At 70.6% G+C, this 19992-nt stretch carries 15 protein-coding genes and 1 pseudogene; 11 read left to right on the top strand and 5 right to left on the bottom strand.

All coding sequences use genetic code 11. The annotated features are described in order from the left end of the window. Positions 1-18 precede the first annotated feature (18 nt). Positions 19-381 (bottom strand): annotated as a pseudogene (locus tag CRP55_RS21110) (IS5 family transposase); the annotation flags it as partial. Between the two features lie 114 nt (positions 382-495). On the opposite strand from CRP55_RS21110, the gene CRP55_RS21105 reads away from it, so the two are divergent. The 3 genes from CRP55_RS21105 to CRP55_RS21095 are packed head-to-tail and all read left to right on the top strand — an operon-like array spanning position 496 to position 1363. Next, positions 496-717 carry a hypothetical protein gene (locus CRP55_RS21105; RefSeq protein ID WP_097321817.1) on the top strand — a complete coding sequence of 74 codons (222 nt, stop codon included), beginning with the start codon at positions 496-498 and terminating at the stop codon, positions 715-717. After that, a complete protein-coding gene (locus CRP55_RS21100; RefSeq protein ID WP_097321816.1) occupies positions 717-905 on the top strand; it encodes a hypothetical protein in 189 nt (62 codons plus the stop codon). Before CRP55_RS21105 ends, CRP55_RS21100 begins: the two co-directional genes overlap by 1 nt. A 32-nt stretch (positions 906-937) precedes the next feature. Then, positions 938-1363, top strand: a complete 426-nt coding sequence (locus CRP55_RS21095; protein ID WP_097321815.1) for a hypothetical protein — start codon at positions 938-940, stop codon at positions 1361-1363. On the opposite strand, the gene CRP55_RS21090 is transcribed toward CRP55_RS21095, so the two are convergent. Genes CRP55_RS21090 through CRP55_RS21080 form a run of 3 tightly spaced genes read right to left on the bottom strand, consistent with a single transcriptional unit; the run spans position 1344 to position 3496 of the window. After that, entirely contained in the window at positions 1344-1625 is a 282-nt protein-coding gene (locus CRP55_RS21090; RefSeq protein ID WP_097321814.1) for a hypothetical protein, read from the bottom strand. The genes CRP55_RS21095 and CRP55_RS21090 overlap by 20 nt on opposite strands. Before the next feature lie 6 nt (positions 1626-1631). After that, entirely contained in the window at positions 1632-2606 is a 975-nt protein-coding gene (locus CRP55_RS21085; protein ID WP_218854650.1) for a GNAT family N-acetyltransferase, read from the bottom strand. A 59-nt stretch (positions 2607-2665) separates the two neighbouring features. Then, positions 2666-3496 (bottom strand): S1C family serine protease, encoded by an 831-nt coding sequence (locus tag CRP55_RS21080; protein ID WP_097321812.1) that lies wholly within the window; start codon positions 3494-3496, stop codon positions 2666-2668. Between the two features lie 182 nt (positions 3497-3678). Between CRP55_RS21080 and CRP55_RS21075 the strand changes: the two genes are divergently transcribed. Both CRP55_RS21075 and CRP55_RS21070 read left to right on the top strand, forming a co-directional pair. Next, positions 3679-4545, top strand: coding sequence for an MBL fold metallo-hydrolase (locus CRP55_RS21075; RefSeq protein WP_245923223.1), 867 nt, complete (start codon positions 3679-3681; stop codon positions 4543-4545). Between the two features lie 238 nt (positions 4546-4783). Continuing rightward, positions 4784-5686 (top strand): DUF5996 family protein, encoded by a 903-nt coding sequence (locus tag CRP55_RS21070; protein WP_097321849.1) that lies wholly within the window; start codon positions 4784-4786, stop codon positions 5684-5686. On the opposite strand, the gene CRP55_RS21065 is transcribed toward CRP55_RS21070, so the two are convergent. Next, on the bottom strand, positions 5683-6195 hold the full coding sequence (locus CRP55_RS21065) for a hypothetical protein (protein ID WP_097321811.1): 513 nt from the start codon (positions 6193-6195) through the stop codon (positions 5683-5685). The two genes, CRP55_RS21070 and CRP55_RS21065, sit on opposite strands and share 4 nt — an antisense overlap. Before the next feature lie 68 nt (positions 6196-6263). Here CRP55_RS21065 and CRP55_RS21060 point away from each other — a divergent pair, with 68 nt between their 5' ends. The 6 genes from CRP55_RS21060 to CRP55_RS21030 all read left to right on the top strand — a co-directional run bounded on the left by CRP55_RS21060 (position 6264) and on the right by CRP55_RS21030 (position 19931). Continuing rightward, complete coding sequence (locus CRP55_RS21060) at positions 6264-6647, top strand: BlaI/MecI/CopY family transcriptional regulator (RefSeq protein WP_097321810.1); 384 nt, start codon at positions 6264-6266, stop codon at positions 6645-6647. 93 nt (positions 6648-6740) lie between these two features. Next, positions 6741-7571: an iron uptake transporter permease EfeU gene (gene efeU / locus CRP55_RS21055; protein WP_097321809.1), complete on the top strand. Its 831-nt coding sequence runs from the start codon at positions 6741-6743 to the stop codon at positions 7569-7571. Between the two features lie 8 nt (positions 7572-7579). Further along, entirely contained in the window at positions 7580-8710 is a 1131-nt protein-coding gene (efeO, locus tag CRP55_RS21050) for an iron uptake system protein EfeO (RefSeq protein ID WP_438865803.1), read from the top strand. A gap of 2 nt (positions 8711-8712) precedes the next feature. After that, on the top strand, positions 8713-9954 hold the full coding sequence (efeB, locus tag CRP55_RS21045) for an iron uptake transporter deferrochelatase/peroxidase subunit (RefSeq protein ID WP_245923222.1): 1242 nt from the start codon (positions 8713-8715) through the stop codon (positions 9952-9954). Between the two features lie 99 nt (positions 9955-10053). After that, positions 10054-13620 carry a discoidin domain-containing protein gene (locus CRP55_RS21040; protein WP_097321808.1) on the top strand — a complete coding sequence of 1189 codons (3567 nt, stop codon included), beginning with the start codon at positions 10054-10056 and terminating at the stop codon, positions 13618-13620. Positions 13621-13646: 26 nt separating this feature from the next. Further along, the gene (locus CRP55_RS21030; RefSeq protein WP_143234781.1) at positions 13647-19931 is read left to right on the top strand and encodes an RHS repeat domain-containing protein; all 6285 of its coding nucleotides are present in this window, start codon (positions 13647-13649) and stop codon (positions 19929-19931) included. The last annotated feature ends 61 nt before the right edge of the window (positions 19932-19992 follow it).

Below are 19992 nucleotides of genomic sequence, written 5' to 3'. Positions count from 1 at the left end.
CCGCCGGGCTCAACCCCCTTTACGAGCCCCCGCGGCATGCTGATGTGCCCGCACCACGCTGGAGTCGACCTGCCCGTTCCAGTCCAGGTCTCCGGCCGCGTCCGCGTCGGCCTGCAACCGCTGCAGGATCCGCGCCCACGTCCCGTCCTGTTCCCACCGGGCGAACCGGTCATAACACGTCTTCGCCGGCCCGTATCGCTCCGGAATCTGATCCCACTTCGCGCCGTTGTCGACACGCCACAAAATCCCGTTGATCACCTGCCGGTGATCACGCCACCGCCCACCACGCTGGAACGCCATGGACGGCAGCATCGGCTCCAGCCGCTCCCACTCCTGATCAGTCAGATCACCAGCCACAACACACCAACGATCGACCGTCATAGCGCGTGATGATCCGTCAGATGCGCTCTAGGACTTTCGGTTACCGGGTGACCCGTCCCCAATAGCCCGAAAGTACGAATCCTCCAATTCCGATCTTGTGTCATCGTCCATGCAATGAACGCAGTAATCGCCGGCAAAGGTGACATTGTCGGTCATCTGGCCGACATCCTCGGCTATTTCCTCGGTGTCTTCAGCGCGGCCGGACTGCTGTTCTGCTACATCGGCCTCGCCCGGTCGGAGAGGACGCTCGGCCTGCCCGAGTACGCCTACATCATGGCGCTGCTGGCCGGCTTCGCCGTCGGGCTGTTTCTGATCTTCATGCTTGGGGACAAGTGATGGATCCGCTGGTCACAAGACTCGAGGAAGCCGTACGGCGCGCCGAGTTCCTGGTCGCCCGGCTGGAAGCGCTGACACCGCCACCGCCGCGCTCCGCCGCCGACCACAAATTGCCGATCATCGTCGGTTTCGCGTCGGCCTTCCTCGCCATCATCATCGTTTTCGCACTCTTCTTCGGACGGCAATAGTGAGACCTGGACTGGCCTGGGCCATTCTTCCCGTGGGGTTCGTCCTGAGCGTCACCGACGCGTGGCTGTCCATACAGTCGATCGCCGGCTCGATCAGGGCGGACGACGCCGCCGGCTATGTGGTCGCCTCGGTCGTGGGCCTGGCCCTGACCGGCTTCGCGGTCTTTCTGCCCGTCCTGAAACAGGCGTTCCGCTCGATCCCGTGGGGCCTGCTCTGGTTCGTGCTGACCGTGGGAGACATCGGCACCAGCGTGCTGGGCGGCATCTGGTACGGCGCCATGCACCGCACCTTCAGCGACCCGATCATCCTGTCCGACATCCACTACCAGCCCTCGAACTGGCAGGCCACGCTCGTCTACACGGTCTTCGTCCTGGTGGTGCAGTCGGTCTGCGTCGCCTTCGGCTACGCGATCCTGGCCCTCAGCGGCGCCCCGCGCACTACCCGCCCGTCCTGGTGACGCACGAATCCCCGCTGATCGTGGTGGTCTGCTGCACTTCACCCGACCGCTCGTCGATGAGGACCCGCGACCCGGTCGCCCCCGCGGGCAGCCGGTTCAGGTAGTCGCAGATCGCCTCGTCGAGGAAGCCCGAACCCCGTTTGACCTCGCCGGACGGCCCGAAGAGCACGAGAAGCGCCACCGCCACCACACCCAGAACCCGCCGCCGGGCGCCCTGAGCCGGGGCGGCCCGGACCGGCGAATCAAGATCGATGACGGTCACGGGATGTCAGACCTCCAGCGCCCAGCTCACGAACCGCAGTGTAGGGGTGAAACCGGCCTTCTCGTAGACCCTCAGGGCTTGGAAGGGGTTCTGCGAGTCCGCCTCCACGAGGGCCCGGTCGTAGCCCTCGCCGGCCGCGGCCCGCAGCGCGTGCCCGATCAGCGCGCCGGCGACGCCCCGCCTCCGGTAGCCGGCCCGCGTCGCGATGAGCATGAAGCGCGCGTCGCGGATGCCGGTGGCCGCCGTGTCGGCGTCCCAGGACATCGTCACCAGCATGCCCGCCGGCACCCCGCTGGCCACGTCGCGCAGCAGGAAACTGACCGTCGGCCGGAACGTCTGGTTGGTGATCTTGCTCTTCCAGGACTCCATGGTCATCGGCGCGCGCAGCCGGTCCTCGCTGAACGCCTCGTTCCGGATCAGCCGGAACTCCTCGTCGTTGCCCTCCGACCAAGGCTCGATACGCAGCCCGTCGGGAACAGGGGTCTCGGGGATCGCGTCGCCGAGCGAGTGCTGCATGTGCTGGTAATAGCCGGCCACCGTGAAGCCCTGGCCGCGCAGCAGCTCCGCCAGTCCGGCCATGCTCTCGGGCTTGTGGATGTCGACGGCCAGCTTCAGCCCCGGATGGTGCCGCGCGTGCAACTCCTTGGCCGCCGCCACCCCGGCCTCCACCAGCCGGGTGCCGAGGCCCCGGCGCCGGTAGCCGGGGGCCACGCCACCGTCCATGACGACCCGGTGGACGTCCTCCGGTGTCGCCTGATATCGCGTCTTCATGAAGCCGGCCATCACGTCACCGTCGAAGACGGCGAGGCTCCCCCGTTCCAGGTCCGTATAGGGGTCGATCAGCTCCTGGAGAGTGTCCTGCTCGTCGTAGTACTCGCCGATCTTGTCGACGCTCTCCATGGCGTTGAGCAGATCGGCCGACGCCTTGGCGTCCTCGCGGGAAAGCGGCCGCCACGTGAGAGTGCTCAATGCTTCGCGCATCCGCCGGACGCTAGTGCCCGCGTACGCCGGCTGTCGCTCCCTTTTCAGCGTGGTGCGGGTCAGCCGCGGTTGATCAGGGTGCTGGCCACCTGGCGGGCCCGGTCGATGGGGACGGCGAAGCCGATGCCTATGTTGCCGCCGCCCTCGAGGGTGGCGATGGCGGTGTTGACGCCGATGACCTCGCCCCGGGCGTTCACCAGGGGGCCGCCCGAGTTTCCCGGGTTGATGGAGGCGTCGGTCTGTATGGCGGTTCGGCCGGATTCGTCGCCCAGGCGCACGGGGCGGTCCACGGCGCTGATGATGCCGGCGGTCACGGTGCCGGACAGGCCCAGTGGGGAGCCTACGGCCAGGACCGGCTCGCCGACCCGGACGGTGCGCGGGGCGGCCAGGGGCAGCGCGGGAAGGCCGGCCGAACGGTCCACCTGCAGGACGGCGATGTCGTTGCCGGGGTCGGTGCCGATGAGGGTGGCCGGCAGGCGACGGCCGTCGGCGTTGACGACGGTGATCGGGCCGCCGGCGGCCACCACGTGATTGTTGGTGACTATGTGGCCCTGGTCGTCGAAGGCGAAGCCGGAGCCGGAACCGTTGCCCACCTGGACCGACACCACGCCGGGCAGAGCCCTGGCCGCGGCCGCCACCAGGTCGGCGGGAACGGCGCCGGTCGTGGCGACAGCCGCCGGCGGGGTGTCCCGGCCCGTCAGATAGCCGGCCGCGCCGCCGGCGCCGGCGCCGGCGGCCAGAGCGAGCACGACCAGGCCGCCGGCCGTCACCAGAGGCCAGCGCCGGGACGGGGTGGAGACGGGCGGGGAGAAGGCGGGGTCGAGGTGGGGAATGGAAGGGGAATGGAAGTGGGGGCCGCGCGGTGTGGGGCCCAGGCCTTCGGTGGTCATGTGCGGCTCCCTCGCTGAGGACTGGAACGGGCGGGCGCCCGGGGTTGGGGGTGTCACCGAGCGCCCGCCCTTGTGACCCATTTCAGCGGAGGGGACCGAAAGGGAAGCGAAGGAACTTGAGGGGATGGGGTACGCGAGCCGGTGGCCCCCGCCGATAGCCGTCCGGCCGTACAGTGACCGTCGTGACTGGCACCCTCGATGTCGCCTGGAACCACGGCCGGACCGGCGAACCGCCCATACAGATCCACGTGTACGACGAGAACACGGTGATCCTGCGGCAGAGCAAGACGGCGACGTACGAGGCGCCGTTCATGTTCCTGCTGTTCGGCGACGAGCGGGCGCTGCTGCTGGACACCGGCGCCACCGAGGACTCGCCGCTGCGCGAGACCGTCGACCGGCTGATCGCCGAGCGTCACCCGTCGCCCGGGTACGGCCTGGTGGTGGCCCACTCCCACCCGCACGGCGATCACGTGGCGGGCGACGCCCAGTTCGAGGATCGCCCCGACACCGTCGTCGTCGGCCACTCCCCCGAGGCGGTCCACGACTTTTTCGGCACGGAGAAGTGCGACCTGGGCGGCCGCGAGCTCACGATCCTCTACTCGCCCGGTCACCACGCGGCGGCGATCACGGTCTTCGACCCACGGACCGGCTTCCTGCTGACCGGCGACACCGTGCTTCCGGGCCGGTTGTACGTCTTCGACCACGCGGCCTTCGTCTCCACCATGGACCAGCTGGTCGAGTTCGCCGAGAGCCACCCGGTCACCCACGTGCTGGGCTGCCACGTCGAGATGCGCCGCCGCCCCCGCCGCGACTACGCCATCGGCGTGACCTACCAGCCCGACGAACGAGCCCCGCAGATGACGGTCGCCCAGCTGCGCGCAGCCCGAGACGCCGCCCACGCCATCAAGGGCCGACGCGGCTTCCACCGCTTCGACGACTTCGTGATCGTCAACGAACCTCGCAAGCGCGACGTCCGCCGCCTGCTGCTCCGCGGCTACCTGGCCAAGGCACTCGGCCGCAGGAAGCCGCCCCGCATCAGAACCGGATAGCGGCCTTCAGGTGTGAGCCGCCTTGACCGAACGACATCATCGTGACCCCCAGGACTGCTTCCGTCTGCAGGGCTGAGTCCAGCAGACGCCGCAGGGCTTGGCTTCGCCGGCTTGGTGAAAATGCCCTTGGATCAGGTCGACGAGGCGTACCGAATGATGGGGAACGGGGTTTCACACCCGCTTCCAGCTGTGATTTCCGTCGAAGAGCGCGGGCCCGGTCATGTGGCAGGCTCGGGTGATGGGAAACGGTGAGTGGCCGCGACTGCGGGTGACCGACTGGGTGGAGACGCGCGACACACTGCAGATGTGGACGCAGATCGTCGGGAAGGTTCGCATGGCGCACGCGCCGGCGATCAACCACTGGTGGCATGTGACGCTCTATCCGAGTGCGCGCGGGCTGACCACCTCCGCCGTGCCGTACGGGAACGGGTCGTTCGAGATCGAGTTCGACTTTCTCGATCAGGTGCTGCGGATGAGCACCAGTGACGGCCGGTCGCGCACGCTGACGCTGGAGCCCAAGACGGTCGCCGCCTTCTACCGCGAGACCATGCTCGCCCTGGCCGAGCTGGGCGTCGAGACGGTCATCCACCCCGTGCCGAACGAGGTCGACCCGGCCATCCCGTTCGCCGAGGACGAGACCCACAAGTCGTACGACGGTGACGCCGCCCGCCTCTTCTGGCGGCAGCTCCAACAGGTCGAGCGGGTGTTCAGCCGCTTCCGGTGGGAGTTCCTCGGCAAGACGAGCCCGGTGCACTTCTTCTGGGGTTCGATGGACCTGGCGTACACCCGCTTCTCGGGCCGCGTCGCCCCGCAGCATCCCGGCGGCGCGCCGAACTGCCCTCCCTCGGTCATGCACGAGGCGTACTCGCACGAGCTCGCCAGCTTCGGCTTCTGGCCGGGCGGCGGCGAGGAGGGCGCGTTCTACGCCTACGCCTACCCCGAACCCCAGGGCTACAACGATTTCGCCGTACGGCCGCGGGCCGCTCACTACGACACCACGATCCGGGAGTTCCTGCTCCCGTACGAGGCGGTCGCCGAGGCCTCCGACCCGGACGCGGCGCTGACCGAGTTCCTGCGCTCGACCTACGAGGCCGCCGCCGAGCTGGCCGAGTGGGATCGCGGGACCCTCGAGCGCCGCTAAGCGGCGGCGTCGCGCCGGCGGGGGCGGCCGGCCAGGCGCCGCAGCCACGTCTGCAGGGAGGCGGCGACGGTGTCCTCGTACTCGGCGAGGGCGCCGCCCGCCTCCAGCACGGGCTGCCGGCGGACCCGGGAGCGCTGGGACTTGAGCGCGGTCAGGCACGACTCGATCACGGCGTCGAACGTCTCGCGGTCGGCCGCCGCGGTGGCCAGCAGGACACGGACGATGATGTCCTCGCCGCTGATGCCGGGCGGGACGTCGAGCATCCAGGCGCGCTGACGGGCGTATCCGGCGTCGGTCAGGAAGCAGACCACGGGACGCCGCGGCTGCGACGCGGCCTCGGTGCCGACGCTGCCGAGGCGTTCCTGGCGGCGCAGCGCCGCGAGCACCCGGGCGATGTCGACCGAGCGTTCCCGGCCGAAGGTCTGGGCGTGGCGTTGTTGCAGCTCGTGTGCGGTGCCCGGCCGGTCGGCCAGAAACACCAGGAGGATGTTTCCGAGCGTCGCCGTCATCGGTGCTCACCTTTCTTCTACAGGCTGTAGAAGTTAGCAGCCACAGATGATCTCGGTATGCTGCGCTCGTGCACGCCGACGACGAAGAGGCGCCCGGGCGCCGCCAGGCCGGCGCGCTGGAGTCGGAGATCCTCCGGGTCCTGGTGTCCGCGACCGAGCCGCTGACCCCACGCGACGTTCTCGGCAAGCTGACAGCCCGCCTCTCGTACAGCACCGTAGTGACGGTCTTGACTCGAATGTTCGAGAAAGGCCTGCTCGCACGCTTCAAGGACGGCCGCTCGTTCCGCTACGCGCCGCTCACCGACGAGGCCTCGGTGACCGCCCGCAAGATGGGTTCCCTGCTCGACGCGGGCACCGACCGCGCGACCGTTCTGCGCCGTTTCGTGGGCGAGTTGAAGCCCGGCGACGAGGACCTGCTGCGGCAGCTGCTCGCCGGCGCCGACGAGGACTGATCACCCGGACCGGCCCTGGACACTAAGGCCAGCCTTCCCTAATCTACAGTCTGTAGTAGTCAGGTTAGGCACGCCTTAGTGAGAGGACCCTCCATGCTCGCCACCTACCTCATCGGCCTGCGCGAGGGGCTCGAGGCCACATTGGTGGTCAGCATTCTCATCGCGTTCCTGGTCAAGGCCGACCGCAAGGACCGCCTGCCCCAGGTCTGGGCCGGCGCCGGCCTGGCCGTGGTGCTCTCCGTCGGCTTCGGGTGGCTGCTCAGCTACACCTCGACCACGCTGCTGCAGAAGTACGAGCACCGCGAGCTGTTCGAGGCGATCACCTCGATCCTGGCCGTCGTCTTCGTCACCTGGATGATCTTCTGGATGCGCCGGGCCGCCCGGTCGATGGCCGGCGAGCTGCGCGGCAAGCTCAGCGACGCCCTGGCCGTCGGCTCGATCGCGGTGGCCGTCATGGCGTTCCTGGCCGTGGTCCGCGAGGGCCTGGAGACCTCGCTCATCTTCTACTCGGCGGTGCAGGGCGCCAGCGTCAACGGCGGCCCGCTCTACGCGCTGCTCGGTGGCATCGCCACGGCGGTCCTGCTGGGCTATCTGATGTACGCCACGGCGGTGCGCATCAACCTGACGGTGTTCTTCACCATCACCGGGACGCTGCTCATCCTGGTCGCCGCCGGCATCCTGAAATACGGCATCCACGATCTGCAGGAGTCCGGCGTCGTTCCGGGCCTCAACGATCTGGCGTACGACATCAGCGGCGCCCTCGACCCCAACGCGTGGTACACCGCGCTGCTCACCGGCATGTTCAACGTGACGCCGACGGCCACCGTGCTCGAGGTCGCGGCCTGGGTCGTCTACGCCGTACCCGTTCTCTTCCTGTTCCTGCGGCCGAAAACGGCCGCCGTTCCCGCCCCGGCGCAGTCCTAGGAGATATCGTGCGCAAACCCCCCCTTCTGCTCGCCGTCGCGGCGGTCTGCACCGTGGCCGCCTGCGGCTCCGGTGACTCCGGCGCGGACGAGGCGGCCGGCGGCCCGATCGCGGTCAAGGCGACCGACACCGGGTGCGAGGTCGGCAAGACCACTGTCGACGCCGGCACCAGCGTCTTCGCCATCACCAACGGCGGCAACAAGGTCACCGAGTTCTACGTGTACGCCCCGGGCGACCGGGTCATGGCCGAGGTCGAGAACATCGCGCCCGGACTGTCGCGCAATCTGCACGTCGAGCTCCCCGCCGGGACGTACGAGACGGCCTGTAAGCCCGGAATGATCGGCAAGGGCATCCGCGGGGCGCTGACCGTCTCGGGCTCGGCCCCCGCCCTCACCGAGGACGCCAAGCTGGCCGAGGCCACCGCCAGCTACTCGCGCTACGTCAAGAGCCAGACCAGCGCCCTGGAGACCAAGACCACCGAGTTCGTGACAGCGGTCAAGGCGGGCAAGGTCGACGAGGCCAAGGCGCTGTTCCCGATCGCCCGCACCTACTGGGAGCGGATCGAGCCGGTGGCCGAGATCTTCGGCGACCTCGACCCCCGCATCGACGGGCGCGAGGAGGTCACCGAGGAGGGCATGAAGTTCGGCGGCTTCCACCGCATCGAGAAGGACCTGTGGGCCGCGAAGCCGGACATCAGCAAGGACGGCCCGATCGCCGACCAGCTGCTGACCGACGTCAAGGAGATCGTGCAGAAGGCCAACGCCGAGAAGCTGTCGCCGCTGCAGCTCGCCAACGGCGCCAAGGGACTGCTCGACGAGGTCGCCTCCGGCAAGATCACGGGCGAGGAGGACCGCTACTCGCACACCGACCTGTGGGACTTCAACGCCAACGTCGAGGGCTCCAAGGCCGCGATCGCCTCGCTGCGCCCGGTCCTCGAGGAGCGCGACCCGGCCCTGGTCAAGACGCTCGACACCGAGTTCGCCAACGTCGACACCGCGCTCGCGAAGTACCGCGACGGTGACGGCTGGAAGCTGCACAACCAGCTCACCCAGGCCGACCTGAAGACCCTGTCGGACGCGATCAACGCGCTCGCGGAGCCGATCAGCAAGGTGGCCGCGGTCGTCGCGAAGAAGGCCTGACCATGCCCTGGAAGATGTCGCGCCGGCGAGCCATCACGCTCGCCGGCGCCGGCGTGGGTCTGGGCGCGGCCGGCCTGGCCGGCGGCGCCGCCCTGACCCGCGACCCCGCCCCCGAGCCGGTCTCCGACGTCGTGCCCTTCGCCGGGCCGAATCAGGCCGGCATCGTGACACCCGCGCAGGATCGCCTGCACTTCGTCGCGTTCGACGTCATCACCAAGGACCGCGACAAGCTCGTCCAGATGCTGCGCGACTGGACCGCGGCCGCGGCCCGGATGACCGCGGGCCGCGATGCCGGCGAGATCGGCGCGGTCAACGGCGAGCCCGAGGCTCCGCCGGACGACACGGGCGAGGCGCTGGGCCTGCCGCCGTCGTCGCTGACCATCACGATCGGCTTCGGGCCGTCGCTGTTCCAGCGGTTCGGCCTGGCCTCGCAGCGGCCCGCGGTGTTGGAGCCGCTCCCCCGGTTCACCGGCGACACCCTCGACGCGGCGATCTCCGGCGGCGACATCGCGATCCAGGCCTGCGCCAACGATCCGCAGGTCGCCGTCCACGCCGTGCGCAACCTGGCCCGCATCGGCATGGGAACGGTCAGCGTGCGCTGGTCGCAGCTGGGCTTCGGCCGTACATCATCAACCGCGGTCGGACAGGCGACACCACGCAACCTGTTCGGCTTCAAGGACGGCACCCGCAACCTGAAGGCCGAACAGACCGACCTGCTACGCGAGCACCTGTGGGTCCAGCCCGGCGACGGCCCGGACTGGATGACCGGCGGCTCCTACCTGGTCACCCGCAAGATCCGCATGCTGATCGAGACGTGGGACCGCTCCTCGCTGACCGAGCAGGAGGGCATCGTCGGCCGCTACAAGGGCAGCGGAGCCCCGCTGGGCGCCGACGCCGAGTTCGACGAGCCCGACTTCACCTCGGTCGGCGCCGACGGCCAGCCCCTGCTGGCCACCACTTCCCACGTGCGCCTGGCCCACCCCGACACCAACCAGGGCGCCCGGATGCTGCGGCGGGGCTACAACTTCGTCGACGGCTCGGACGGCCTGGGCCGCCTCAACGCGGGCCTGTTCTTCATCGCGTACCAGAGGGACCCGGCCAAGGCTTTCATCCCGGTCCAGCGCAGCCTGGCCGCCAACGACGAGATGAACGAGTACGTACGCCACGTCTCGAGCGGCATCTTCGCCTGCCCGCCGGGCCTGACCGCCCCGGACGACTATTGGGGCCGCGCCTTGTTCGCCTGAGCCGCGTGTCAAACGAATGTCAAACCGGTCGATCCATGATGGCGTCCTCACCGGACGCCGCCGACCGATGCGTGCGGCCCTGGCCGAAGGAGTGCACGCATGTTCGGTCCCGTACGGCGCGCCGCGGGTGCGGCCCTCGTAGCGCTGACAGTGGCCGCCGGACTGTCCGCGCCGGGCGGCCCGGCCGGCGCGGCGCCGGCCGCGGCGTGTCCCACCGCCGCGGCGAACGCGGCCACGGCGACGGCGCGGGCCCGGGCCTGCAAGTCGCGGGTCGAACTGCTCGACCGGCGGTCGGAGCGGGACCAGGTCTTCGCCAACCCGAACGGCTCGTACACGCTGGAGACCTCGACCGTGCCGCGGCGCGTGCGCGGCACCGATGGATCGTGGGCCGCAGTCGACACCACGCTGCGGTCCATCGGGGGTAGGGTTCGGCCGCTGGCGACGGCGGCCGACCTTGACTTCTCGGCCGCGGGCGCCGGCGCCATGGCGCGCATCGCCACCGCCGGGGGCGCGCTGTCGCTGACGGCCCCGTGGACCCTGCCGGCGCCCGTGCTGTCCGGCTCGCGGGCGACGTACGCCGACGTCCTGCCGGGCGTCGACCTGGTGCTGTCGGCCCGGCCCGACGGGTTCGCCGAGACGCTGGTGGTGCGCACCCGCGAGTCGCTTCCCCGGCTGCGCACGGTGACCTTCGGCGTCGACACCGCGCTGACGCTGACCCCGCAGGGCGGCGGCTTCGTGGCCGCCGACGCGCGCGGCCGGACCGTCTTCACGAGCCCGGCCCCGAAGATGTGGGACTCGTCGGGCGGGAGCGGCGGTGTCGGCGCGCCGCGGTCGCCGGACGGGCCGGCCGAGGGCGACCGGGTGGCCGGCATCGGGCTGAAGGTCGGCGAACCGGGCCTGACGCTGACCCCGGACCGCGCCCTGCTCGACGATCCCGCGGCCGTCCTGCCGCTCTACATCGACCCGCAGGTGGACGCGGGCCGCCAGGACTGGGCGATGATCTCCAGTGGCTTTCCGGACGAGGAGTACTACAACTTCGACGGCAAGAGCGACGAGGGCTCCGGCTACTGCGACGTCCGGCTCGAGAGCCAGTGCAACCGCAACCAGGTCAAGCGACTGATCTGGGAGTTCGCCATGCCGACCGCGGTGCACGGCACCACCATCCTCGGCGCCACGTTCCGGGCCTGGGAGACGAACGCCTGGGACTGCACCGCCGACTGGGTCGAAGCGTGGCAGGTCGGCGCCGTCTCGACCGCCACCAACTGGAACAACCATGCCGGCACCTGGAGCCGTGGACTGTCCGCGGTCAACATCGCCCGGCGCAGCGGATGCGCGAACGGGCCGGGCTGGCTGGACTTCAACGTCAACCCGGCGGTCGTCGACGCCGCCGCCGGCCGGTGGGCCACTGTCGCCATCGGGCTCAAGGCAGGCGCCGAGAACACCATGCCGGGCAGCTGGAAGCGGTTCCGCAACGACGCGCAGCTGCTCATCACCTACAACACCCCACCGTCGGTGCCGGACTCGCCGGCCACGATCGGCACGTCGCAGCGGGTCGGCTGCGACACCGTCGGCCGGGTCAACGCGACCGACGGCGTCAGTTTCGCCGCGACCGCCCGTGACGTCGACGCCGGCGCGACCGTGCTGGCCCGGTTCGAATGGCAGAACGTGACCGCCGGTACCGCGGTGACGGCCCTGGAGGACACCCCGTCGGTCTCGCCCCCGCACGAGTTCCAGGCGAGCCTGCCCGCCTCGTCGCTGCCGGATGGGCAGACGATCCAGTGGCGCGTTCGCGCCTTCGACGGCATCGACAACAGCGACTACACGCCATGGTGCAGGTTCGTCGTCGACAACCGGACACCGGGCCAGCCGAGCATCACCGCCCCGCAACTGCCCCCGTTCCCGGCCGGCCCACCGGCCGGGGCGCAGATCGGCTCGACGGTGACGGCGACCTTCGGCCCGGCCGCCGGCGACACGGACATCACCGGGTACTACTACGGGATCGGGTCGATCGAGACGGCGCCCACCATCTGGGTCCCGGCCGGGTTCGACGGGCGGGCGACCGCGCCGCTGGTGCCGGTGGCCTCCGGTCTGTCCAAGAACTTCCTCACGGTCGTCGCCGTCGACTCCGCCGGCAACCGCTCGCCGGTGGCGCCGACCGCGCCCGACGCGCCCGGCGCCCGGCAGTTCCGGGCCAACGCGGCCGGGGCGGTCACGCCGAGGCCGGGTGACGCCACCGGGGACGGGCGGGCCGACGTGACACTGCCGGTCGACGCCGGCGGTGGCCAGGCGACCCTGTGGCGCTGGAACGCCACCTCGGGCGGCGACGGGCTCGCCGGCCCGGCCGCCGTGCAGGACGTCGAGGTCAGATATCCCGTGGCGACCACGCGGACGGTTCAGGGCGACTTCGACGGCGACCGGCTCAGCGATGTCGCGGTCCTCACGCCGGACGGCGCGAACGTCCGCCTGTCCGTCCAGCGCTCGACCGCCAATGCCCTGCTGGGCGCGCCGGCGCAGATCCTGACCGGCTGGAACATCGCCAACGTCAAGCTGGTGGCGGGCAACTTCGACGGCGACGCGGCGGGCCGGACCGACATCGCGGTGATCCACAACGACGGCAACGCGACCTTCTCGATACGGGTGCTGCTGGCCAACGGCTCACCGGGCGCACCGACTTTCGCCGCGCCGGCCACCTGGTACACCCACCCGGCCGGCTGGGCCGACTGGGTCAACATGAAGACGTTCGCCGGCGACTTCGACGGCGACGGCCGGGTGGACATCGGCTATCTCTACCAATACCCGAACTGCCAGACCAAGATGTGGGTGCACTACGGCACCCCCGGCGGCTTCGAGACGGCCGGGCTGAAATGGGACTCCGGCGCCGGCGCCTTCTGCTGGGCGGCGGCCGACCTGGTGACCGGCGACTTCGACGCCGACGGCCGGGGCGACGTCAGCCTCCTGTACGACCTCGGGGGCTGCACCGCGACCCTGATGCCGTTCTACGGCAACGCCGACCGCACCGTGACGTCGCCCGGACGGGCCTGGACGAGCGCCGCCGGCTCGTGGTGCGGCGGGCGGACCGCCCTGTCGACGGCCGGCACGACCGGGATCGCCGCGCTCTATCGCGTCGGCACCGGCTTCCAGCTGCGCGGCTACACCTTCGGCGCGGCCGGCCGGTCGTTCGGCCCGCCGGTGCTCGCCTACCGGGGCGCCGTCGGCCCGCGCGGCACCGTCGCCGACGCCAACCTCGTCCTCGGTGCGACCGGCTCGGCGTCCAGCAGCGCACCGAGCGACTGGGGCTGGTCGTTGCCGGCCGCCATCGACGGCGTCTCCGGCGGTCTCGGGTGGAGCTCGTGGTCCGACGTGGACAATCCGCACACCGAGTGGATCGAGCTGGTTCTGCCCGAGCCGGGCCGGGTCGGCCGGGTGGTGCTGTTCCCGCGCGGCGACCCGACCGCCGTGGGCAACAACTTCCCCAGCGACTTCACCATCGAGGTCTTCGACGGCACCGCCGGGACGACCGTCGTCAGCCGGACCGGCTATCCCTTCCCGGCCAGTGCCGCCGGGCACCATTTCACGTTCCCGCCTCGCGACGCGACCCGGATCCGGGTCACCGGCACGAATCTGCAGCTCATGCAGTTCGCCGAGATCGAGGCGTACTCCGGTTGATCACATCCACCACGGGGGAGGACAACATGAGGTTGAGACGCTCGCCGACCATCATCTTCTCGGCGGCTCTGCTGGTGTCGGCATTCGGTGTGGCGCCGCCCACGGTGGCGGCCGCGGCCGCGCCCCGCCCGGCCCGCCCGGCCGATCTGAAATCGGTGCCCGGCAGCGACTTCAAGGCGCGCCCGGCTCCACCGGACCGGACAGCGGCCGTGACGTCGGTGCCGTCGGTGCGATGGCCGTCGCCGGTCTCGGCGAAGTTGGCGGTCAGCGGCCGGGCTCCGGTGTGGAGCGGCGCGATGCCGGTCACGGTGTCGGCGGCCGGCGCGGCGGCGGCACCCGCTTCGGTCAACGCGCAACTCATCGACCGCACGGTCTCCCGCCGGTCGGGGTACGACCTGGCGGTCCGGCTGGCCCGCGCGGACGGGGTGGCCCAGACCGGCCGGTCCCGGGTGGCGGTGCGCTACGGCGAGTTCGCCGAGGCGTACGGGGGCGACTGGGCCCGCCGGTTGCGACTGGTGCGCCTGCCCGAGTGTGGCCTCACCACACCCGAGGCCGCCACCTGCCGGCCGGCGCCGCTCGCGACCACCAATGACGTGGCCGGTGGTGTGCTGACGGCCGACGTCGATCTCGCGGCGACCGGGACGCTGGTCGCGCTGGCGGCCGGGCCGTCGTCGGACGGCGGCGACTACAAGGCGACCGACCTCAAGGCGTCCGGTTCGTGGTCGGCCGGCGGCAGCGCCGGGGACTTCACGTGGTCCTATCCCCTGCGGACCCCGCCGGCACCGGGTGGGCCGGAGCCGAGCATCGGCCTGGGCTACTCGGCCCAGGCGGTCGACGGGTTCAGCGCGGCCACCAACGCCCAGCCCTCGGAGATCGGTGAGGGCTTCGGGTGGCAGCCCGGGTTCATCGACCGGGGCTATCGGGCCTGCGCCGACGACGGGCAGCCCAACGTCGGCGATCTGTGCTGGGCCGGTGAGAACGCGATGCTCAGCCTGGGCGGGCGGTCGAGCCGTCTGGTCTACGACGCGACGGCCAAGGTGTGGCGGCCGGGCAACGACGACGGATCCACTGTCGAGCGGCTGAACGGGCCGGACAACGGTGACGAGGACGGTGAGTACTGGAAGGTCACCACCACCGACGGGACGCAGTACTTCTTCGGCCTCAACCGCCTGCCGGGCTGGCGTTCGGGCACGGCCGACCCGGTGACGAACTCCGTCTCCTACATGCCGGTGTTCGGCAACCAGGCTCTCGAGCCGTGCAACAAGTCGACGTTCGCCGCGTCGAGCTGCCGGCAGGGGTACCGGTGGAACCTGGACTACGTCATCGACCCGCAGGGCAACACGATGTCGTACTTCTACGATCGCGAGCTCAACCATTACGCCCGCAACGTGACCCCGACCGACACCCCGGAGTACGTACGGGCGAGCCGGGTCCGTGAGATCGCCTACGGCACGAGGCAGGAGTCCGGGGCCGACACCGTCTTCGCCGGCACCGCGCCGGCCCGCGTGGTGTTCGGCTACGCCTACCGGTGCGTCACGGCCGGAGCGACGTGCGTGGAGTCCAATCCGGCCAACTTCCCCGACGTCCCGCTCGATCAGAGCTGCGGCGGCGGGAACTGCCAGGGCAAGTACTCACCGACGTTCTGGACCACGCAGAAGATGACCGAGGTCAGGACGCAGGTGGCGAACGGCGTCAAGACCTGGCGGGACGTGGACCGGTGGCGGCTGACCCACGAGTTCAAGAACCCGGGCGACGGCAACGCGAAGATCCTGTGGCTCAAGCAGCTCCAGCACTGCGGGCTCGTCGGCGGCGAGCTGTGCCTCCCACCCGTTCAGTTCAACCCGGTCCAGGGGTCCAACCGGGTGGACCCGGCCGGCGCGGCGAGCTCCATCATCCGGTACCGGATGTCGTCCATCACCTCGGAGAGCGGCGCCCTCGTCACGGTGACGTACTACCCGACGGAGTGCGTGGCGGGCACCAACATGCCGGCCTCGCCGGACTCCAACACCAAGCGATGCTTCCCGGTGCAGTGGATGCCACCCGGCGCGAGCACACCGAAGCTCGAGTACTTCCACAAGCATGTCGTCAAGGAGGTGTCGACGGTGGATCTCACCGGCGCCGCCCCGGAACAGGTGACCTACTACAGCTACGACACACCGGCCTGGCACTCCGACGACAATCCGATGATCCTTCCCAACCGGCGCACGTGGGGTCAGTGGCGCGGCTACCAGACGGTCACCGAGACCCACGGCCGCAACGGCTCCACTCAATCCCGTACCGAGTACCGCTACTTCCGCGGCATGAACGGCGACCGGCTCGCCTCCGGCACCCGGTCGGCCGCCGTCACCGACTCCGACGGCGGCTCGTGGACCGACCACGAGTGGCTGGCCGGCCAGCTGCGCGAGCAGATCACCTACCTGGGCACCACGGGCGAGGTGATCGGCAAGACGCTCAAGGAGCCGTACCAGTTCGGCCCGACCGCGACGCAGTCGCTGCACCAGATCACCACCGAGGCGCGGGTCGTCAACACCGCGGTCACCACCGTCAAGACCGCGCTGGACGCGGGACGCGGATGGCGCACCACCCGGACCTCCAACACGTTCCTGGCCGATCGCAGCGGGCGCATCGACCGGGTCGACAACGCGGGTGACACCGCGACCACCAGCGACGATCAGTGCACCCGATACACGTACGCCACCAATGCCGGCAAGACGATGCTCACCAGTCTGGCCCGGGTGGAGACGGTGGCCGTCAACTGCGCGGCGACACCGGACCGGGCCGAGGACGTCATCTCCGACGTGCGCACCTGGTACGACGGCGCCACCAGCTGGGGCACCACGGTGACGCGGGGACTCGCCACCCGGGTCGAGCGGCTGGCCGGCTGGAACGGGGGCAGCCCGGCCTATGTCACCCAGAACACGACCGCCTACGACGCCCTCGGCCGGCCCACCGAGACGACCGACGCCCTCGACCGGACGACCGGGACCACGTACACGCCGGCCTCCGGCGGCCCCCTGGCCCGCACCGAGGTCGTCAACCCGCTGCAGTGGTCCACGGTGAGCGAGACGGAACCGGCGTGGGGCCTGGCCACCCGGACGACCGACGCCAACAACCGCACCACGCAACTGGCCTATGACCCCCTCGGCCGGTTGACCGGCGTCTGGCTTCCCGGGCGGCAGAGTCCCGCCCTGCCCGACATCGGCTACGAGTACGTCGTGCGCAACGACGCCCCCACCGTGGTCACGACCCTGAAACTGAACACGGCCGGCACGGGCCACATCCGCTCGTACACGCTCTACGACGGGCTGTTGCGCACGCGGCAGGCGCAGATGCCGGCCAGCGGCGGCGGCCGCGTCATCACCGAGACCCTGTACGACAGCCGCGGCCTGGAGGCCAAGCGGCGGCCACCGTACTTCAACGCCGCGTCGCCGGGTCCCGCGTTGTTCGTGCCGACCGGTGACACCGCCGTGCCGGCGCAGACCGTGCTCACCTACGACGGGGCCGAGCGGACCGACACCGAGACGTTCCAGGTCGACGCGGTCGCGAAATGGCGCACCAGGGTCAGCTACGGCGGTGACCACACCCGGACCGAGGCCCCGGCCGGAGCCACCGCGTCGGCCGAGTGGACCGACGCCCGCGGCCAGGTCGTCAAGTCCTGGCAGTACCGCGGCAACATGCCGGCCGGCGCCTACGACGAGACCGTACGGACCTACACCAAGGCGGGCGACCTGGCCTCGGTCCGCGACGGGTCGGGAACGACCTGGCGTTACGCCTACGACCAGCGCCGCCGGCAGATCCGGGCCGAGGATCCCGACAAGGGTGTGGTCACCTACACGTACGACGACGCCGACCAGGTGCGGACCGAGTCCGACGCCCGCGGCGTGACCGTGGCCTTCGGCTACGACCCGCTGGGCCGCCGGACGGCCACCCGGCTCGGTTCGGCCGACGGCCGGCTGCTCACGTCGTGGAAGTTCGACACCCTGGCCAAGGGGCAGCTCACCTCGTCCACGCGCCTGGACGAGTCCGGCAACCAGTACGTCAGTGAGGTCACCCAGTACACCCCGCGGTACCAGCCGCTGGGCACGAAGACCACGATTCCGGCCGTCGAGGGAGCGCTGGCCGGCGAGTACACGACGTCGCAGACGTACAACCCCGACGGATCGATGGCGACGCGGACGCTGCCCGCGAAGACCGGCGCCGCCAACTTCGGCGGCCTGGCCGCGGAGACGCTCACCTACGGCTACACCCCGCTCGGCCTGCCCGACACGGTGACCGGTCTGAGCACCTACGTGACGCAGACCGAGTACCGCCACGACGGAAAGGTTGCCGCGGTGCACTCCAGCGGCGGCACGGGCAAGGAGGTCGTGCAGTACATGGCCTACGAGCACGGCACCGGAAGGCTCGCCGAGCATCAGGTCCTCGCCGATTTCGCGCCGGTCGTGGCGGCCGACACCTTCTACAAGTACGACCCCGCCGGCAACGTCACGTCCATCGCCGACAAGCTCTCCCCGTACGGCGCCGGCCAGGACGACACCCAGTGTTTCCGGTACGACGGCGTGCGCCGGCTGACCACGGCCTGGACGCCGGCCGACGGCGACTGCGCCGGCGACCCGGCGGCGGCCACGACCGGCGGTCCCGCGCCCTACCTTCGCAGCTACACCTACGCGGCCAACGGGAACCGCCTCAGCGAGACGGAGCACCGGGCCGGCGGCACCACGACGAAGACCCTCACCTATCCGGCGACGGACGCGGACCGGCCGCACGCGGTCACGGCGCTGTCGACGGCCGGGCCAGGCGGGACCACGACCGACAGCTACTCCTACGACGCGGCCGGGAACACCGTGAAGCGGCCGGGCGCCACCGACACGCAGACGCTGTCGTGGAACGCCGAGGGCAAGTTGGCCGGCGTCACCGAGAAGGGCGCGACCACGACGTACCTCTACGACCCCGAGGGCGGGCGCCTGATCCAGCGGGATCCGGGTGGCCGGACCCTCTACGTCGGCGGTGTGCGGTTCCGCGCCACGACCGGCGGCGCGGTCACGGCGACCCGGCTCTACCAGCACGACCTGGCCGGGGCGGTCGCCGGCCGGGACACCACCGGCGGGCTGTCCTGGCAGGCCACCGATCATCAGGGCAGCAGCGAGCTCGCCTTCCGGGCGACCGACATGGCCCTGACCCAGCGGCGGTTCGCACCGTTCGGCCTCGAGCGCGGCGAGTCGGCGGCATGGTCCGACCCGTACGGTTATGTCGGCGGCGAGCACGACGCCGGAGGCACGATCCACCTCGGCGCCCGCGAATACGACCCGAACCTGGGACGGTTCCTCGCCGTGGACCCGCTCATGGACGTGGGCGATCCCCAGAGCTGGCAGGGGTACGCGTACGCCAACAACACACCGGTCACCGGCAGTGACGCGTCCGGGATGAGGGTCTGCCTGGACGAGTGTGGCGGCGCGGCCGACAAGTTCGTCCAGCAGGTGCAACGGGAGAAGAAGAAGTGGCGGCAGCAGCAGATGAAGCTGTGCCCGCGCAACGTCCCCCGGGAGGACTGCCTGGGCGACTACAAGCCGGCCCCGCGCGGCATCAAGGACGGCCGGAGCTACAAGAACGGCACCCAGCTGGTCATCTACCACGACGGCACGGTGACGATCAACGGCTACATGCTCCCGATGGACCACCCCGACCCGTACGCCCTGGCCGAGGCGACCGACGCGATGGCGCCGCAGGTCAAGGCGGACGGTCACTACGGGTCGATGAACAACGCCGTGCGCGGGGTCGCGGCCGGCTGCGAGTCCATGGGCCGCGGTTGCTCGGCGAACTTCCACCGGGCTCTGACCCAGGATGCGATGACCATCCAGGGTGATCCCGAGCCGATGGGCACGATCGGCATCTGCGGCTCCATCGGCGGGGCCACCGTCTTCAACCTCAGCGGCTCGGCCTGCCTGCAGATCGATCACAAGGGCGCGTTCATCACCGCGACCGGCGCGACACCGCCCGACAACGAGGGACCGATCGACTGGAAGAAGGGAAGCTATGGCATGGGAGGTGGAGGCAGTCTCGGCATTCAGGTGACCGACGCCAAGACGAAGGACAGCCTGACGGGCGAGTTCAAGTACGGCAGCGTCAGCGGCGGGCCGGTGGACGTCGAGTACTCCTGGGGCAAGGGCGCGGACGGCGAAGACGTCCACTCGACATATGCCGGTTGGTCCGTCGGCGCCCCGGGTGCGACCGGAGGCAAATCGAGCACCTGGGTGAGCGGCTACGGTCCGCCCTGGGCCAAGGCGGCCCTGTGCCCGGTGTGCCAGCTCTTCTGACAGCAACCGGACTCTCTCGGCGGACCACCGCCGAGAGGGTCCGGGCGCTACGATATCCAGC

The organism is Paractinoplanes atraurantiacus, assembly GCF_900215205.1.
GTDB classification, from domain to species: Bacteria; Actinomycetota; Actinomycetes; order Mycobacteriales; family Micromonosporaceae; genus Actinoplanes; species Actinoplanes atraurantiacus.
Note: the sequence above shows the minus strand (reverse complement) of the source record. Positions and strands in the feature narration are given on the sequence as shown.

Coding starts and splice junctions, on each gene's coding strand:
- CRP55_RS21100 (WP_097321816.1), top strand. CDS start 717: ATGGATCCGCTGGTCACAAGACTCGAGGAAGCCGTACGGCGCGCCGAG.
- CRP55_RS21105 (WP_097321817.1), top strand. CDS start 496: ATGAACGCAGTAATCGCCGGCAAAGGTGACATTGTCGGTCATCTGGCC.
- CRP55_RS21080 (WP_097321812.1), bottom strand. CDS start 3,496: ATGACCACCGAAGGCCTGGGCCCCACACCGCGCGGCCCCCACTTCCAT.
- efeB (WP_245923222.1), top strand. CDS start 8,713: ATGCCCTGGAAGATGTCGCGCCGGCGAGCCATCACGCTCGCCGGCGCC.
- CRP55_RS21030 (WP_143234781.1), top strand. CDS start 13,647: ATGAGGTTGAGACGCTCGCCGACCATCATCTTCTCGGCGGCTCTGCTG.
- CRP55_RS21065 (WP_097321811.1), bottom strand. CDS start 6,195: ATGACGGCGACGCTCGGAAACATCCTCCTGGTGTTTCTGGCCGACCGG.
- CRP55_RS21040 (WP_097321808.1), top strand. CDS start 10,054: ATGTTCGGTCCCGTACGGCGCGCCGCGGGTGCGGCCCTCGTAGCGCTG.
- efeU (WP_097321809.1), top strand. CDS start 6,741: ATGCTCGCCACCTACCTCATCGGCCTGCGCGAGGGGCTCGAGGCCACA.
- CRP55_RS21085 (WP_218854650.1), bottom strand. CDS start 2,606: ATGCGCGAAGCATTGAGCACTCTCACGTGGCGGCCGCTTTCCCGCGAG.
- CRP55_RS21070 (WP_097321849.1), top strand. CDS start 4,784: ATGGGAAACGGTGAGTGGCCGCGACTGCGGGTGACCGACTGGGTGGAG.